The organism is Mycobacterium sp. 050272, assembly GCF_039023525.1.
In the GTDB taxonomy this organism is placed as follows: domain Bacteria; phylum Actinomycetota; class Actinomycetes; order Mycobacteriales; family Mycobacteriaceae; genus Mycobacterium.
Genome location: NZ_JBCHKV010000019.1, coordinates 12,270 through 27,344 on the forward strand (window position 1 = coordinate 12,270; position 15,075 = coordinate 27,344).

Sequence of the window (15,075 nt, forward strand, 5' to 3'; positions counted from 1 at the left end):
TATCACGCCAGAGGTGTCTGTGCCCGAGCTGCTGGCGATCGCCGTGTCCGCGCTCGGCGGCAGCGAACGCAGCGGCCAGCTGGAGATGGCCACCGCGGTCGCACGCGCATTCGAAACCGGTGAACACCTCGCCGTGCAGGCTGGCACCGGGACCGGTAAGTCGCTGGCCTACCTGATTCCGGCGATCGTGCACGCGATCACCGACGAGGAACCGGTCGTGGTGTCGACGGCGACGATCGCCCTGCAGCGCCAGCTTGTCGATCGCGACTTGCCGCGGCTGGCAGATTCGCTTGCCGACGCGCTGCCGCATGAACCGCAGTTCGCGTTGCTCAAGGGACGGCGAAACTATCTGTGCCTGAACAAGATTCACAACGGCTCTACCGAAGAGCCCGACGGCGACGAGACACGACCGCAGGAGGAGCTGTTCAATCCGATGGCGGCCAGCGCCCTGGGCCGCGACGTGCAGCGGCTCACCGCGTGGGCCGCGACGACGGATACCGGTGACCGTGACGACCTCAAACCCGGTGTGCCGGACCGATCCTGGTCGCAGGTCAGCGTCTCGGCGCGGGAATGCCTCGGGGTGAGCCGCTGCCCGTTCGGCTCGGAGTGCTTCTCCGAACGTGCTCGCGGGCGCGCCGGTGTGGCCGACATCGTCGTCACCAATCACGCCCTGCTGGCCATCGACGCCGTCTCGGAATCGACGGTGCTGCCCGAACATTCGCTGCTGGTGGTTGACGAGGCGCACGAGTTGGTCGACCGGGTGACGTCGGTGGCCACCGCGGAGTTGACGTCGGCCGCCCTCGGGGTCGCGGCGCGGCGGATCACCCGATTGGTGAACCCGGAACTGGTCGGACGCCTGGAAGCGACCACCACAACCTTCGCCGCGGCGATCCACGACGCCACGCCGGGGCGCATCGATCACCTCGACGACGAGCTGGCGACATACCTGCGGGCGCTGCGCGACGTGGCCAGCGCGGCGCGCGCCGACATCGACACCACCAGCGACGCCAAGGCGACCGCGGCGCGCGCCGAAGCCGTTGCGGCACTGAGCGAGATCTCCGATACCGCGTCGCGGATCCTGACGTCGTTCGGCCCCGCCATCCCCGATCGCACCGAGGTGGTGTGGCTGGATCACGAGGACAACCGGGGCTCGACGCGTCCCGTGCTGCGGGTTGCTCCCCTGACGGTGGCCGGCTTGCTGCGCAACCATGTCTTCTCGCGCTCGACGACCGTGCTGACCTCCGCCACGCTGACGATCGGCGGTTCCTTCGATGCGATGGCCTCGGCGTGGGGCCTGGCCGGACCCGACGATGCGACGCAACGCCCGCCCTGGCGGGGCCTCGACGTCGGGTCGCCGTTTGACCACGCGAAGGCCGGAATCCTTTACGTGGCAAAGCATCTGCCGCCGCCCGGCCGCGACGGCACCGGCTCGGCCGAACAGCTGACCGAGATCGCCGAACTGATCACCGCGGCCGGCGGTCGCACCCTGGGCCTGTTCTCGTCGATGCGCGCCGCGCGTGCCGCCACCGATGCCATGCGCGAACGGCTGTCTACGCCGGTGTTGTGTCAGGGCGACGACAGCACCTCGGCATTGGTCGAGCAGTTCAGTGCCGACCCCGAGACCTCGCTATTCGGCACGCTGTCGCTGTGGCAGGGCGTCGACGTGCCGGGGCCGTCGCTGTCGCTCGTGCTGATCGACCGCATCCCGTTCCCGCGTCCGGACGACCCGCTGCTGGGTGCCCGCCAGCGCGCGGTGGCCGCACGCGGCGGCAACGGTTTCATGGCCGTCGCGGCCAATCATGCGGCGCTGTTGCTCGCACAGGGCTCGGGACGGCTGCTGCGCCGCGACACCGACCGCGGAGTGGTGGCGATACTCGACTCGCGAATGGTCACCGCCGGGTATGGCGGTTATCTGCGGGCCTCGCTACCGCCGTTTTGGCAGACCACCAACGCCGAGCAGGTCCGCGGCGCCTTGCAGCGCCTGCGCACCGCGCCCGACACCTAACGGGCGAGCGCCACCAGGCCGAGCTCGTTGCCGGCCGCCAGCATCGGGTGATGCGGCAGCACCCGAACGGTGTATCCGACCGCCCCCGCCACCGGCAGTGAGGTGGTCGTCGAGAAGACCTGGTTGCCGCCTTCGGCCGTTCCGGTGTAGGACATTTGGACGGTGACCGGGTCCAGCAGGGCATCGCCGGAATCGACCCGGCCCACCACCGCCTCCACGGTGACCTCGTCGGGCGCCAGACCGCCCAGTTGCACGGTCGCGGTCAGGGTGAGCTTCGACCCGAGCACCGGAGTATCGGGCAGACCGGTGGAGTCGACGTCGGTGATCGCGACCTTCGGCCACGCCGCACCGGCGCGCCGCCGGTAGTCGGCCAGCTCACGCGCCGCGCCGAAAGCACCCTCGCCGGTGTCGGCAATGGTTTTGCGCAGCGACTGCGCCGCCGGCGTGTAGTACTGCTCGACGTAGTCGCGCACCATCCTTGAAGCCAGCACCTTGGGCCCGAGCGTTTGCAAGGTGTGCCGGACCATTTCGATCCAGCGCGGCGGCACCCCGTGTTCATTGCGCTCGTAGAACTTCGGCGCCACCGCTTGTTCGAGCAGTCCGTACAGGGCGCTGGACTCCAGCTCGTCGCGGCGTTCCTCGTCGCTCACCCCGTCGGCCGACGGTATCTCCCAACCGTTTTCGCCGTCGTACCATTCGTCCCACCAGCCGTCGCGGATGGACAGGTTCAGCCCACCGTTGAGCGCGCTCTTCATTCCCGACGTGCCACAAGCCTCCAGCGGCCGCAGCGGGTTGTTCAGCCAGACGTCGCAGCCCCAGTACAGCAGCCGGGCCATGGACATGTCGTAGTCCGGTAGGAACGCAATGCGGTGGCGCACCTCGGGCCGATCGGCGAAGCGCACCACCTGCTGGATCAGGGCCTTGCCCCCGTCGTCGGCCGGGTGTGACTTGCCCGCCACGATCAGCTGGATCGGGCGATCCTCATTGAGCAGCAGGCGCTCCAGGCGGTCGGGGTCGCTCAGCATCAACGTCAACCGCTTGTAAGTCGGGACCCGGCGTGCAAAACCGACGGTGAGCACGTCTGGATCGAAAGCCTTTGCGATCCAACCCAACTCAGCATGTGGCGCGCCGCGCTCCAGCCACGAGCGGCGCAACCGCCGCCGGACGTCGTCGACCAGCAGCGCACGCAGTTGGGAGCGGATCCACCACAGATGACCGGCGTCGACTTCCCGCAGCCGCAACCACACACCCGGATCGCTGAATGCGGCGTCGTCCGGCCCGGCCAGCTCGCGGCCCAGCTGCAGCCATTGCGGCGCCGCCCAGGTGCGGGCGTGCACACCGTTGGTGATCGACCCGATCGGCACCTCGGCGCGGTCGAATCCCGGCCACAGTTCGTTGAACATGCCACGGCTGACGCGGCCGTGCAGCAGCGAGACACCGTTGGCGCGTTGCGCGAGCCGCAGCCCCATGTGCGCCATGTTGAATTTCGTCTCATCGTCCTCGGCGCCGAGCGCGAGCACCCGATCGATCGGCACGCCCGGCAGCAACGCGAGCTCCTGATCGTCGAGGTCCTCGTCGGAATGGTCGTCGAAGTACAGCCGCACCATCTCGACCGGGAATCGGTCGATCCCGGCGGGCACCGGCGTGTGGGTGGTGAACACGGTGGCCGAGCGCACCACCGTCAGGGCGGTGTCGAAGTCCAGTCCCTGATCGGTGATCAGCTCGCGAATGCGCTCCACACCGAGGAACCCGGCGTGCCCCTCGTTCATGTGGAACACCTCGGGAGCGGGCAGGCCTTCGATCGCGGTGAACGCGCGAATCGCCCGCACGCCGCCGATCCCGGCCAGGATCTCCTGGCGCATCCGGTGCTCCTGGTCGCCGCCGTACAACCGGTCGGTGACGCTGCGCAGATCGTGCTCGTTCTCGGGGACGTCGGAATCCAGCAGCAGCAACGGAACCCGGCCCACCTGTGCCACCCAGATCCGCGCGGACAGCCGCGCGGAGTCGGGCAGCGTCAGTTCGACCAGCGCGGGATACCCGCCGGCGTCGGTGAGCAGCCGCAGCGGAAGACCCTGCGGATCCAGCGACGGGTAGGTCTCGTTCTGCCAGCCTTCCGCGCTCAACGACTGCCGGAAGTACCCCGAGCGGTAGTACAGGCCGACCGCGATCAGCGGCACGCCCAGATCGGACGCGGACTTGAGGTGATCGCCGGCCAGGATGCCCAGGCCACCCGAGTAGTTGGGCAGCACCTCGGCGACGCCGAACTCCATCGAGAAATACGCGATGCCGGTCGGCATCGCGATACCGGCTTCCTGCTGTTGCTGGTACCACCGCGGACGGGTCAGGTAGTCGTTCAAGTCGGCGCAGAGCTCGTCGAGCCAGCGCAGGAAGCCCTCATCCAACGCCAATTCGTCGAGACGGGCCGGGCTGACCGCGCCCAGCAGGGCCACCGGATCGTTGCCGCAATTCGCCCACAGCGTCGGGTCGATGCTTGCGAACAAATCTTGCGTCGCCTTGTCCCAGGACCATCGCAGATTGGTGGACAGCTGTTCGAGTGGGGCAAGCCGCTCGGGCAGGTGGGCGCGGACGGTAAAGCGGCGGAGAGCTTTCACGCAAGACAACCTTACTAAGGATTGGCCGGCTCGCAGGGTCAGTCTTCGTCGGTTCGCCGCCGGTCGTGTGTGACCAGACACTAGGGTGGGTACGGGTAGTAATTGGGGCCGCAAAGACGCTTCCCCTGCACAGGAACTTTCCCCACGTGACGATGTTTCCTCAGACGGCAAGCATTCCGCGCCGCAGCACAATCCGCGGTTTGCCCGCAAACAATCGGACGGAACGGAGTGGTGGTGCCCGGTCGTGTCGAGATCGATAACGTCGCACCCGTAATTTCCTGCGGCGCGTACCCCGCCAAAGCGGTGGTCGCAGAGGTGGTCCCCGTGAGTGCCGCGGTGTGGCGGGAAGGCCACGACGCGGTCGCGGCAACCCTGGTGGTCCGCTACCTGGGGACGCGCTACCCGCAGGTCAACGAGACGCGCCGGGTTACGGCGGTGCAGGCTCCCGAGAAGCCGCTAACCGCGGTCGACGCCGAGCCGCGCGAGCGGGTCAAACCGCTGCAGCTGCCGATGACGATGGGCCTCGAGCCCTTCGTGTTCCACGGTCAGTTCACGCCCGACCGGGTGGGGCTGTGGACTTATCGCGTGGACGGCTGGGGTGATCCGATCCACACCTGGCGGCACGGACTGCTGGCCAAGCTGGACGCCGGTCAGGGCGAGAAGGAGCTGTCCAACGACTTGCTGGTGGGTGCCGCTTTGCTCGAGCGCGCCGCCACCGGGGTGCCACGCTCGGCGCGCGAGCCGCTGCTGGCCGCCGCGGCGGCGTTGCGTGTCCCGGGCGATCCGGTGACCCGCACCGCGCTGGCGCTGGCGCCCGATATCGAGGAGATCCTCGGCACCTATCCGCTGCGGGAGATCGTCACCCGCGGCGAGCAGCACGGCATCTGGGTGGACCGGCCGCTGGCCCGCTTCGGCTCCTGGTACGAGATGTTTCCGCGCTCAACCGGCGGCTGGGACGCCGACGGAAAGCCGGTGCACGGCACCTTCGCGACGGCGGCCGCGGACCTTCCGCGCATCGCCGAGATGGGCTTCGACGTCGTGTACCTGCCGCCGATCCACCCGATCGGCAAGGTACATCGCAAGGGGCGCAACAACTCCCCCACCGCGGCTCCCGGAGATGTGGGTTCGCCGTGGGCGATTGGTAGCGACGAGGGCGGCCACGATGCGATCCACCCGGAACTCGGCACGATCGAGGACTTCGACAATTTCGTCGCCGCGGCCCGCGATCTGGGCATGGAAGTTGCCCTGGACCTGGCGCTGCAGTGCGCCCCTGATCACCCGTGGGCGCGCGAACACCGGAACTGGTTCACGGAGTTGCCGGACGGCACCATCGCTTACGCGGAGAACCCGCCGAAGAAGTACCAGGACATCTATCCGATCAATTTCGACAACGATCCCGCCGGGCTCTACGACGAAGTTCTGCGCGTGGTCCGGCACTGGGTCGACCACGGCATCAAGTTCTTCCGGGTGGATAACCCGCACACCAAGCCGCCCGACTTCTGGGCCTGGCTGATCGGTCAGGTCAAAGACTCCGATCCCGACGTGCTGTTCCTGTCCGAGGCGTTTACCCCGCCGGCCCGGCAGTACGGCCTGGCCAAGCTCGGGTTCACCCAGTCCTACAGCTACTTCACCTGGCGCACCGCCAAATGGGAACTCACCGAATTCGGCAACGACATCTCGGATCTCGCGGACTTCAGGCGGCCGAATCTGTTCGTGAACACCCCCGACATCCTGCACGCGATACTGCAGCACAACGGCCCCGGCATGTTCGCCATCCGCGCGGTGCTGGCGGCGACCATGAGTCCGGCCTGGGGTGTCTATTCCGGCTACGAGCTGTTCGAGCACCGCGCGGTACGCGAGGGCAGCGAGGAATACCTTGACTCGGAGAAGTACGAACTGCGCCCCCGCGACTACGCGGCGGCGCGCGCCGAGGGCCGGTCACTGGAACCATTTCTGAAGCAGCTCAACGCAATTCGCCGGGTCCATCCCGCGCTCGAGCAGCTGCGCACCATCCACTTCCACGGGATCGACAACGACGCGTTGCTGTCCTACAGCAAGTTCGACCCGGCCACCGGCGACTGCGTGCTGGTGGTGGTGACCCTCAACGCATTCGGGCCCGAGGAGGGCACGCTGTGGTTAGACATGGCTGCATTGGGTATGGAGCCGTATGAGCGGTTTTGGGTACGCGATGAGATAACCGGCCAAGAATTCCAGTGGGGGCAGTCTAATTACATTCGCATCGACCCCGGGCAGGCGGTCGCCCACATCATCAATATGCCGATCATCCCGCAGGAGTCTCGAAACACGTTGCTGCGCAGGAGGTAAGAGGGCCCGGAAGGGGATACCAGCATGAGTCGAACCGAAAGCCGAACCGATACGCACCTGGCGCCTGACCCGGGCGACTTGGGCCGGCTGGTGAGCGGCACCCACCACAACCCGCACAGCATCCTGGGCGCTCACGAGTACGGCGACCACACGGTGATCCGGGCCTTCCGCCCGCATGCGCAGGAAGTCGTCGCGCTGGTCGGTGACGACGAGTTCGCAATGGAACACCTAGACGCCGGATTGTTCGCCGTCGCGTTGCCGTTCACGAACCTGATCGATTACCGGCTGAAGATCGACTACGGCTCCGGCGCGCATGTGACCGCCGACGCGTACCGCTTCCTGCCCACGTTGGGCGAGGTCGACCTGCACCTGTTCTCCGAAGGCCGCCACGAGCGACTCTGGGAAGTCCTCGGTGCCCACCCCCGCTCTTTCACCACGGCCGATGGCGTCGTCGACGGCGTGTCGTTCGCGGTGTGGGCGCCGAACGCCAAGGGCATCAGCCTGATTGGCGAGTTCAACGGCTGGACCGGTACCGAGGCCCCGATGCGGGTGCTGGGCTCCACCGGCGTCTGGGAGCTGTTCTGGCCCGGGTTCGCGCCGGACGGCCTGTACAAGTTCCGGGTGCACGGCGCCGACGGCGTCGTCACCGAACGGGCCGACCCGTTCGCTTTCGCCACCGAGGTGCCGCCGCATACCGCGTCGCGAGTGACGACGAGCACGTTCACCTGGACCGACGCGGACTGGATGACGCAGCGCGCCAAGCGCAATCCGGTGTTCGAACCGATGAGCACCTACGAGGTGCATCTCGGCTCGTGGCGGCCCGGACTCAGCTACCGCCAACTCGCCTCCGAGCTGACGGATTACGTTGTCGAGCATGGCTTTACCCACGTAGAGCTGCTGCCGGTGGCCGAGCATCCCTTCGCCGGATCGTGGGGATATCAGGTCACGTCGTACTACGCGCCGACATCGCGATTCGGCACCCCCGATGATTTCCGGGCACTCGTCGACGCCCTGCACCAGGCCGGCATCGGCGTGATCGTGGACTGGGTTCCGGCGCACTTCCCCAAGGACGCGTGGGCGTTGGGCCGCTTCGACGGCACTGCGCTCTACGAGCACTCCGACCCCAAGCGCGGTGAGCAACTCGATTGGGGCACCTACGTTTTCGACTTCGGCCGCCGCGAGGTACGCAACTTCTTGGTCGCCAACGCGCTGTACTGGCTCGAGGAATACCACATCGACGGCCTGCGGGTGGACGCGGTGGCGTCGATGCTCTACCTGGACTACTCGCGGCCCGAGGGCGGCTGGACACCCAACATCTACGGCGGACGAGAAAACCTCGAAGCAGTCCAGTTCCTGCAGGAGATGAACGCCACGGCGCACAAGGCCGCGCCGGGGATCGTCACGATCGCCGAGGAGTCGACGTCGTGGCCCGGCGTAACGCGACCGACCAACCTTGGCGGGCTGGGCTTTTCGATGAAGTGGAACATGGGCTGGATGCACGACACGCTGGACTACATCAGCCGCGACCCGATCCACCGCAGCTTCCACCACCATGAGATGACCTTCTCGATGTTGTATGCGTTCAGCGAGAACTACGTGTTGCCACTCAGCCATGACGAGGTGGTGCATGGCAAGGGCACGCTGTGGGGCCGCATGCCGGGAAACAACCACGTCAAGGCCGCCGGGCTGCGTAGCCTGCTGGCCTATCAGTGGGCCCATCCGGGTAAGCAATTGTTGTTCATGGGACAGGAATTCGGCCAGCGCGCCGAATGGTCCGAGCAAAACGGCTTGGACTGGTGGCAGCTCGACGAGCAGGGCTTCTCCAACGGCATACTGCGTTTCGTGCGTGACATCAACGCCATTTACCGCGAGCACCCGGCGCTGTGGAGCCGCGACACGACGCCCGAGGGTTATTCCTGGATCGACGCCAACGATTCCGGCAACAACGTCTTGAGCTTCCTTCGCTACGGCAACGACGGCTCGGTCATGGCGTGCGTGTTCAATTTCGCGGGAGCCGAGCACAGCGGCTATCGACTCGGTCTGCCCAGCGCCGGCCGCTGGCGCGAGGTGCTCAACACCGACGCGACGGACTACAACGGTGCCGGCATCGGCAATCTCGGCGGAGTCGACGCCACCGAGGACCCGTGGCATGGCCGTCCCGCCTCGGCGCAGCTGGTGTTGCCGCCCACGTCGGCGCTGTGGTTGGAACCCGAGTAGTCCTGCGCGGTGTGGAGACGGAAGAACAAGGACGCCGGCGCGGCGCCGATTGCGGTGACAAGCACGGTTTGGCAAGAACAGTTCGACGAGCTGTGGCGCTTGCTGGTGCCGCAGGCCGGTGCCGCCGCGAACGAGCAGGGCGAAGTGATTCGCCTGGCGGGCAAGCTTTCACGCGAGATCCTGGATAACGGCGCCATCAACTGGGACGCAGATTTCTGCGCTATGGCCGACCACCTGACGCAGTTGCTGGCCGGTGGGCATTCGGTGGCCGATCGCAGCGAACTGAACACATTGAGAGACACCGTCCGAACCGGCGGAGGTGGAAAGGCCGAGTTGTACCGACTCGCCGAGTTGGCGGTCTCCTGGGTGCTCGCCAACCCGATCCCCGTGCCTACGGCCCCGGCCCCCTACGGCAACTGAGGTTTGCTCTAGTAGAGCGCGTTGGCGAGGTTTCGACGGCCGGCGATGACCTCGGGGTCGGCGGGATCGAAGAGTTCGAACAACTCGATCAGCCGGGTTCGGACCCGGGTGCGCTCATCGCCGGAAGTGCTGCGCACCAACGCCGTCAATCGCTCGAATGCCGCGGTCACGTCCTGGTTGAGGATCTGCACATCGGCGGCCGCGAAGGCCGCCTCGATGTTGCCCGGCGCGCCATCCGCGACGGTCACCGCATCCGGACGCTGTGCGGTTGCGCGCGTAAGGAAGTCGATCTGACGGATCGCACCCTTGGCCTCGACACTGTCCGGATTGATGTCCAGCAACGCCTGATACGACTGCTTGGCCGCCTCGAAGTCACCGGCCTCGAGCTGCTGGCGAGCCTGGGCCAGGGCCGGGTCGACCTCGGCGTCGTCCTCGGAACCGGTTGCGCCCTTGAGCTTTCCGGCCGTCGCCGACAGCAGTTGGTCCAGCCAGCGGCGCAACTGATCGGCGGGCTGCGAACCCTGGAAGCTGGACAGTGGCTGGCCGGCCGCCAGGGCCACGACGGTGGGAACGGCTTCGACACCGAAGATCTGGGCCACCCGTGGCGCCACATCGACGTTGACCGTCGCCAGCGCCCATTTGCCGCCGTCCTGGGCGGCCAGACCGGACAGCGTGTCGACCAGCTCGACGCAGGCCTCGCTGCGCGGCGACCACAGGGCGACCACCACGGGCACCTCGTCGGAGCGGATCAGCACCTCGGCTTCGAAATTGGCCTCGTTGACCTCAGTGGTCCCCGGCCCCGCAGCCGTCGGCCGGCCCGCGGCACCGGCGGCCGAAGGGCTCTGCTGGGCACGTTGCTTTAGACCGGACAAGTCGACCGCACCGGCAAGCGCGGGCCCGATCGAGGATCTCGGACGCGTCACGCCGTCAAGTCTGTCATGCGCGCCGACCATCAATCCACCCGGTTGCGCACGCGCTCCCGCACGGGCAAATTCGACCGAAAACCGGCCCCGCCAAGGCCCCTGGTCGCCTCATGAGAGCAACATCACAACGCGCCCCGAAGCCGGGCTGCCAGCAACGCTGACCGCTGGTCAGTTCCGGGTTAGCCAGCCCGCAGAATCAGTGCGTCGCCCTGGCCCCCGGCGCCGCACAGGGCCGCGACGCCGTAACCCGAACCGCGCCGCGCCAGTTCCAGGGCGACATGCAGCGTGATCCGGGCGCCTGACATGCCGATCGGATGTCCCACCGCGATCGCACCGCCGTTGACGTTGACGATCTCGGGGTCGATCCCGAGTTCGCGCGTGGAAGCCAGTGCAACCGCCGAGAACGCCTCGTTGATCTCCACCACATCGAGCTGGTCAGCCGTGATGCCCTCGCGGCCCAGCGCCTTCTTGATCGCATTGGCGGGCTGGGACTGCAGCGTCGAATCGGGCCCCGCGACGACTCCGTGAGCGCCGATCTCCGCCAGCCATGACAAACCCATTTCCTGCGCCTTGTCCTTGCTCATCACCACGACCGCCGCGGCCCCGTCCGAGATCTGCGACGCCGAGCCGGCGGTGATGGTGCCGTCACTGCGGAAGGCCGGTTTCAGGCCGGCCAACGACTCGACCGTGGTGTTTGCCCGAATGCCCTCGTCCTCGGCGAACTGCAACGGATCGCCTTTGCGCTGGGGGATGTTCACCGGCACCACTTCGTCGGTGAAGACGCCGTCCTTCCACGCCGCAGCCGCTTTTTGATGCGACCGCGCAGCGAACTCGTCCTGCTCGGCGCGGGTGAACTTGTCGACGTCGTTGCGCTGCTCGGTCAGCGCGCCCATCGGCTGGTCGGTGAACACGTCGTGCAGGCCGTCGTAGGCCATGTGGTCGAGCACAGTCACGTCGCCGTACTTGTAGCCGGCGCGGCTGTCCATCAGCAGGTGTGGGGCCTTGGTCATGGACTCCTGGCCGCCGGCCACCACGACGTCGAACTCCCCGGCCCGGATCAGCTGATCGGCCAGCGCAATGGCGTCGATACCGGACAGGCACATCTTGTTGATGCTCAGTGCCGGGACGTCCCAGCCGATGCCGGCGGCCACCGCGGCCTGACGGGCGGGCATCTGGCCCGCGCCAGCGGTCAGCACCTGGCCCATGATCACGTACTGCACCGCGGAGGCGGGCACATTGGCCTTCTCCAGCGCACCGGCGATCGCGATCGCACCCAAATCGCTGGCCGAGAAATCCTTCAGCGAACCCATCAACTTGCCGATCGGGGTCCGTGCTCCAGCAACGATCACCGATGTCGTCATAACAACCTCCTAGCGACGCATGGACGGCCCGTTCGGCCTCCCGGAGAAGCGCAATCTTTGCCGCCAGGTTACCGTTATGTGATGACGACCGATCAAGTTGACGCCCGTCAGATCCTGGCCACCTCGCTGGTGACTGCGATCGATCACGTCGGCATCGCAGTCGCCGACCTCGATGCAGCCATCGCCTGGTACCACGACACCCTCGGCATGGTCTTGGTGCACGAGGAAGTCAACGAGGACCAGGGAATCCGCGAAGCCATGATCGCCGTCCAGGACGGCGAGCCCGGCACGGCGCAGATCCAATTGATGGCCCCGATCGACGAGTCCTCGACGATCGCCAAGTTCCTGGACAAGCGCGGCCCGGGCATCCAGCAGATGGCGGTGCGAGTCAGCGATTTGGACGCGCTCTGCGAACACCTGCAGTCCCAGGGCGTCCGGCTGGTCTACGAGGCCCCACGTCGCGGCACAGCGAACTCGCGGATCAACTTCATCCACCCCAAAGACGCCGGCGGCGTGCTGATGGAGTTGGTCGAGCCGGCTTCCTAGCCGCTCTGTCGTTCACAACCATTTTCTGGTCGGGCCGCGGTTTGCCCGATTCGTCCAGCACGGCGTGTGCCAATGCCGACGGTCGTCCACGCCGCCCAGTGGTGAGTCCGCTGGCCATACCACCAGATGTGCTGTGCCGGAGCGGATTTCGTGATCGCAGCCGGGGCATCGGTAGGTCTTGAGTGCACGCGCCGCGGCAATCGGGCGTACCTCGTAGTCGTCACCGCCGGGCCCGGTTTCCACCCGCCGCAGCGCCGGCGACAGCGAAGGCAGCTGTTGCCGGCGGGGCGGGGTGCGGCGCCGAGCCATGCCGACAAGTCTAATCGGGCAAGTCAGAACAGCCGGTATTCGTCGCTGTCCATTCCGCGCATCTTGTCGTAATCCAGTGTAAGACAACGTATTCCGCGGTCAGTGGCTAAAGTTCGCGCCTGAGGCTTAATCTGCTGCGCCGCGAACACACCCTGGACCGGCGCCAGCACGGTGTCGCGATTCAGCAATTCGAGGTAGCGGGTGAGCTGCTCCACGCCGTCGATCTCGCCGCGCCGTTTGATCTCCACGGCCACCGAGCCACCTTGGGCGTCGCGGCACAACAGATCGACGGGGCCGATCGCCGTCATGTATTCGCGGCGCACCAGCGTGTATCCGTCGCCCAGCAGCTGGACGTGTTCGGCGAGCAGCGCCTGCAGATGCGCCTCGACACCATCCTTGACCAGCCCGGGGTCGACGCCCAGATCGTGGCTGGAGTCGTGCTCGACCTGCTCGACGGTGATGCGCAGCTGTTCGCCCGTCTTGTTCTCCACCACCCACACCGGCGTCTCGCCGACGACCTCTTCGGTCAACCAGCACGGCGGACTCATCCAATTCAGCGGCTTGTAGGCGCGGTCGTCGGCGTGCACGCTGACCGATCCATCGGCCTTGAAGAGCAACAACCTACGCGCCGACGGCAGATGTGCCGTGAGCCGGCCAACGTAGTCGACGGTGCACTGGGCGATCACTAGACGCACCCGACTCACCTTAGAGCGTCGCCGACGAATTAGGCTGACGCCACCATGTCGGCGAACAAGAGCATGGCGCAACGCTTGGGACGGGTGCTCGAAAGGGTCACCCGTCAGAGCGGCCGGTTACAGGAGACGCCCGCCTACGGTTCGCTGCTGCTCGGGCGGGTGAGCGAGAGCCAGGCCCGCCGGCGGGTGCGCATTCAGCTCATCCTGACCACCTTCATCCTGATCACGAATCTGATCGGGATCGGCGTGGCCGTGCTGCTTTTGGCCGTCGCGTTGCCGTCGCCCAGCATCTTCACCGACGCGCCGGCGTGGATCACCTGGGCCGTCGGGCCCGGATACGTCGCCGTCGCGCTGGCGCTCGGCACCTTCTGGATCACCCACCGGACCACGGCCGCCCTGCGGTGGGCGATCGAGGAGCGCGCGCCCACCCTCGACGACGAACGCAACACCTTCCTGGCCCCGTTCTGGCTGGCGATCGGGGTGCTGGTGCTGTGGGGCATCGGGACCGCGTTGCTGACGACGCTCTACGGACTGACCAACACGCTGTTCATCCCGATCGTGGGCTTCTCGGTGAGCTTCTGCGGCATCTTGGTGGCCACCGCGTGCTACTTGTTCACCGAGTTCGCCTTGCGACCGGTGGCCGCCCAGGCGCTGGAGGCCGGCCGCGTACCGCAGCGGCTGGCGCCGGGCATCATGGGCCGCACGCTGACGGTCTGGCTGCTCAGTTCCGGCGTGCCGGTGCTCGGCATCGCGCTGATCGCGTTCTTCGCGCTGGTGCTGCACAACCTGACCGAGACCCAACTCAGCGTCGCGGTGCTGATCGTCTCGATCGCGACTCTGATCTTCGGCTTCATCCTGATGTGGATCCTGTCCTGGCTGACGGCGACACCGGTGCGGGTGGTGCGCGCGGCCCTCAGGCGTGTCGAGCAGGGCGATCTGCGGGGTGACCTGGTGGTGTTCGACGGCACCGAACTCGGCGAGTTGCAACGCGGTTTCAACGCGATGGTCGACGGCCTGCGCGAGCGCGAGCGAGTACGTGATCTCTTCGGCCGGCACGTCGGTCGAGAAGTCGCGCTGGCCGCCGAGCGCGAGAAACCGAAACTCGGCGGCGAGGAGCGCCACGTCGCGGTCGTGTTCATCGACATCGTCGGCTCCACACAATTGGTGACCAGTCAACGCCCGACCGAGGTCGTCAATGTGCTCAACCGGTTCTTCGCGATCGTCGTCGAGGAAGTCGACCGGCACCACGGATTGGTCAACAAGTTCGAAGGCGACGCATCGCTGGCCATCTTCGGCGCCCCGAATCACCTCGACTGTCCCGAGGACGAGGCGCTGGCCGCGGCACGCGCGATCTGCAATCGGCTGGCGCACGAAATGTGTGAGCTCGAGGCCGGGATCGGCGTTGCCGCCGGCCAGGTCGTCGCGGGCAACGTCGGCGCCAAGGAACGCTTCGAATACACCGTGATCGGCGAACCGGTCAACGAGGCGGCCCGGCTGTGCGAGCTGGCCAAGTCACACCCGGGTGGACTGTTGGCGACCGCGGACACCGTCCAGGGTGCGAGCGAAAGCGAAAGTGCCCGTTGGTCTTTGGGTGAGACTGTGACACTACGTGGACACGATCACCCCACCCGGCTGGCCTCGCCCGAACGCGGCGAGTAGCGG

General features: G+C 66.9%; 11 protein-coding genes. 6 read left to right on the plus strand and 5 right to left on the minus strand.

Annotated elements, in window-relative coordinates; genetic code table 11:
* Position 1 precedes the first annotated feature (1 nt).
* Positions 2–2,005, plus strand: coding sequence for an ATP-dependent DNA helicase (locus AAHS21_RS26655; protein WP_342930598.1), 2,004 nt, complete (start codon positions 2–4; stop codon positions 2,003–2,005).
* Here the strand turns inward: AAHS21_RS26655 and glgP are convergent.
* The gene (gene glgP, locus AAHS21_RS26660; RefSeq protein ID WP_342930525.1) at positions 2,002–4,617 is read right to left on the minus strand and encodes an alpha-glucan family phosphorylase; all 2,616 of its coding nucleotides are present in this window, start codon (positions 4,615–4,617) and stop codon (positions 2,002–2,004) included. The genes AAHS21_RS26655 and glgP overlap by 4 nt on opposite strands.
* Before the next feature lie 234 nt (positions 4,618–4,851).
* Here glgP and AAHS21_RS26665 point away from each other — a divergent pair, with 234 nt between their 5' ends.
* The 3 genes from AAHS21_RS26665 to AAHS21_RS26675 are packed head-to-tail and all read left to right on the plus strand — an operon-like array spanning position 4,852 to position 9,579.
* The gene (locus AAHS21_RS26665) at positions 4,852–6,942 is read left to right on the plus strand and encodes an alpha-1,4-glucan--maltose-1-phosphate maltosyltransferase (protein WP_342930526.1); all 2,091 of its coding nucleotides are present in this window, start codon (positions 4,852–4,854) and stop codon (positions 6,940–6,942) included.
* Positions 6,943–6,966: 24 nt separating this feature from the next.
* A complete protein-coding gene (gene glgB, locus AAHS21_RS26670; RefSeq protein ID WP_342930527.1) occupies positions 6,967–9,159 on the plus strand; it encodes a 1,4-alpha-glucan branching protein GlgB in 2,193 nt (730 codons plus the stop codon).
* Positions 9,160–9,168: 9 nt separating this feature from the next.
* The gene (locus tag AAHS21_RS26675; RefSeq protein WP_342930528.1) at positions 9,169–9,579 is read left to right on the plus strand and encodes a hypothetical protein; all 411 of its coding nucleotides are present in this window, start codon (positions 9,169–9,171) and stop codon (positions 9,577–9,579) included.
* Positions 9,580–9,587: 8 nt separating this feature from the next.
* On the opposite strand, the gene AAHS21_RS26680 is transcribed toward AAHS21_RS26675, so the two are convergent.
* Both AAHS21_RS26680 and AAHS21_RS26685 read right to left on the minus strand, forming a co-directional pair.
* Positions 9,588–10,502, minus strand: a complete 915-nt coding sequence (locus AAHS21_RS26680; RefSeq protein WP_342930529.1) for a co-chaperone YbbN — start codon at positions 10,500–10,502, stop codon at positions 9,588–9,590.
* 179 nt (positions 10,503–10,681) lie between these two features.
* Entirely contained in the window at positions 10,682–11,863 is a 1,182-nt protein-coding gene (locus tag AAHS21_RS26685) for an acetyl-CoA C-acetyltransferase (protein WP_342930530.1), read from the minus strand.
* Between the two features lie 78 nt (positions 11,864–11,941).
* On the opposite strand from AAHS21_RS26685, the gene mce reads away from it, so the two are divergent.
* Positions 11,942–12,409 (plus strand): methylmalonyl-CoA epimerase, encoded by a 468-nt coding sequence (gene mce / locus AAHS21_RS26690; RefSeq protein ID WP_342930531.1) that lies wholly within the window; start codon positions 11,942–11,944, stop codon positions 12,407–12,409.
* 12 nt (positions 12,410–12,421) lie between these two features.
* Here the strand turns inward: mce and AAHS21_RS26695 are convergent, their stop codons facing one another.
* Both AAHS21_RS26695 and nucS read right to left on the minus strand, forming a co-directional pair.
* A complete protein-coding gene (locus tag AAHS21_RS26695; RefSeq protein ID WP_342930532.1) occupies positions 12,422–12,718 on the minus strand; it encodes a hypothetical protein in 297 nt (98 codons plus the stop codon).
* A 23-nt stretch (positions 12,719–12,741) separates the two neighbouring features.
* Positions 12,742–13,413, minus strand: a complete 672-nt coding sequence (nucS, locus tag AAHS21_RS26700; protein WP_342930533.1) for an endonuclease NucS — start codon at positions 13,411–13,413, stop codon at positions 12,742–12,744.
* 45 nt (positions 13,414–13,458) lie between these two features.
* Here nucS and AAHS21_RS26705 point away from each other — a divergent pair, with 45 nt between their 5' ends.
* Positions 13,459–15,072, plus strand: coding sequence for an adenylate/guanylate cyclase domain-containing protein (locus AAHS21_RS26705; RefSeq protein ID WP_342930534.1), 1,614 nt, complete (start codon positions 13,459–13,461; stop codon positions 15,070–15,072).
* Positions 15,073–15,075 lie beyond the last annotated feature (3 nt).

Excerpts from the sequence above, each read along its gene's own strand:
- AAHS21_RS26695 (WP_342930532.1), bottom strand. The coding sequence starts at position 12,718 with ATGGCTCGGCGCCGCACCCCGCCCCGCCGGCAACAGCTGCCTTCGCTG.
- AAHS21_RS26705 (WP_342930534.1), top strand. The coding sequence starts at position 13,459 with ATGTCGGCGAACAAGAGCATGGCGCAACGCTTGGGACGGGTGCTCGAA.
- AAHS21_RS26685 (WP_342930530.1), bottom strand. The coding sequence starts at position 11,863 with ATGACGACATCGGTGATCGTTGCTGGAGCACGGACCCCGATCGGCAAG.
- glgB (WP_342930527.1), top strand. The coding sequence starts at position 6,967 with ATGAGTCGAACCGAAAGCCGAACCGATACGCACCTGGCGCCTGACCCG.